The 1483-nt window shown below is 56.5% G+C and carries 1 protein-coding gene and 1 pseudogene; both read left to right on the forward strand.

Translation table 11 applies throughout. From position 1 onward, the window contains the following. Nucleotides 1-834, forward strand: an 834-nt coding sequence (gene ccoP, locus ACIOZM_RS31705; RefSeq protein ID WP_401221601.1) for a cytochrome-c oxidase, cbb3-type subunit III, incomplete at its 5' end; no start/stop codon positions are given. A gap of 483 nt (nt 835-1317) precedes the next feature. Beyond that, nucleotides 1318-1422, forward strand: a pseudogene (locus ACIOZM_RS31710) (cytochrome C oxidase Cbb3); the annotation flags it as partial. Between the last annotated feature and the right edge of the window lie 61 nt (nt 1423-1483).

Raw genomic sequence — 1483 nt, forward strand, 5'->3', positions numbered from 1 at the left:
ATGGGCCACAGCTTCGACGGCATCGAGGAGTACGACAACCCGCTGCCGCAGTGGTGGTTCATGCTGTTCGCCGGCACGCTGGTGTTTTCCGTGGGCTATCTGATTCTGTATCCGGGCCTGGGCAACTGGAAAGGCATCCTGCCGGGTTACGAGGACGGCTGGACCGGCGTCCACGAATGGGAAAAGGAGATGGCCAAGGCCGACGCCAAATTCGGGCCGATCTTCGCCAAATTCGCTGCCATGCCGCTGGAAGAAGTGGCGAAAGACCCGCAAGCGCTGAAAATGGGCGGTCGTCTGTTCGCCTCCAACTGCTCGGTGTGCCACGGCTCGGATGCCAAGGGCGCATTCGGTTTCCCTAACCTGGCCGACAGCGACTGGCGCTGGGGCGGTAATGCCGACACGATCAAAGCGACCATCATGGGTGGCCGAGTGGCGGCAATGCCGGCCTGGGGTGAAGTATTGGGCGAGGCAGGGGTGAAAAACGTCGCCGCGTATGTGCGCCATGAACTGGCGGGCCTGCCGCTGCCGGCGGACAGCAAGGCTGATCTGCAAGCCGGACAGCAAGCATTCAGCACCACTTGCGTAGCCTGTCATGGGGCAAACGGCCAAGGCACTGAAGCCATGGGTGCGCCGAATCTGACGCACCCGGCCGGATTTATCTATGGCACCAGTCTGACGCAGCTTGAACAGACGATTCGTCATGGTCGTCAGGGTCATATGCCGGCGCAGAACGAACTGCTTGGCAACGACAAAGTGCAGTTACTGGCAGCTTATGTGTACAGTCTGAGTCATGGATTGAATACAGAAAAACTTGATACTGAAGACAACAAGTAACCAGCATTGCGTACACCACTGCCGCACGTTTTTCCGCGCGGCAGTTTCCCCTCTCTTTGCGACGCATTGTCGCACCCTCTCTACCCCCTGACTTTCGCACTGCCGGAATCGGGTCTACGCTTGCTCGATGCGGACTGGCCCGTGCCGGTTCCAGGTCGACCCTGAGCGATGCGTTCGACGAATCGACTGACTGACACGTCGCAAAGGCCGGTAGATACCGTCTGTCGCGCCGATTACCGTCCGTCCCCGATCCGGTGGTTTGAACACACCTCGTTACATGCGCCTGGCACCACTCACTTCTTTCGTCCGCCACGAGTTTTTTTTCGAGGGCATTTTTGTCCTTACGCGGCGCATGGAAAGGCCGCAGAATCAGCGTTGGAAAGCATTGACCCAGGTCATGGCGCGTTGCAATGACCCCCTGCTTTCTACATACTTGCGGCCGATTTTAATCCTAATAAAACACCCAAACCGTGGAACCTTAGAATGAGCACAGCAATCAGTCCGACTGCTTATAACTATAAGGTAGTCCGCCAGTTCGCCATCATGACGGTGGTCTGGGGGATCCTTGGCATGGGGATCGGTGTCTTATTTGGCTAGATAATTGTATTGAAGTAGTTTAACTTCTTTATTACTTGTATGAGGTTTGTTT

The sequence above is a fragment of the Pseudomonas sp. NPDC087346 genome (assembly GCF_044744235.1).
Classification (GTDB): Bacteria; Pseudomonadota; Gammaproteobacteria; order Pseudomonadales; family Pseudomonadaceae; genus Aquipseudomonas.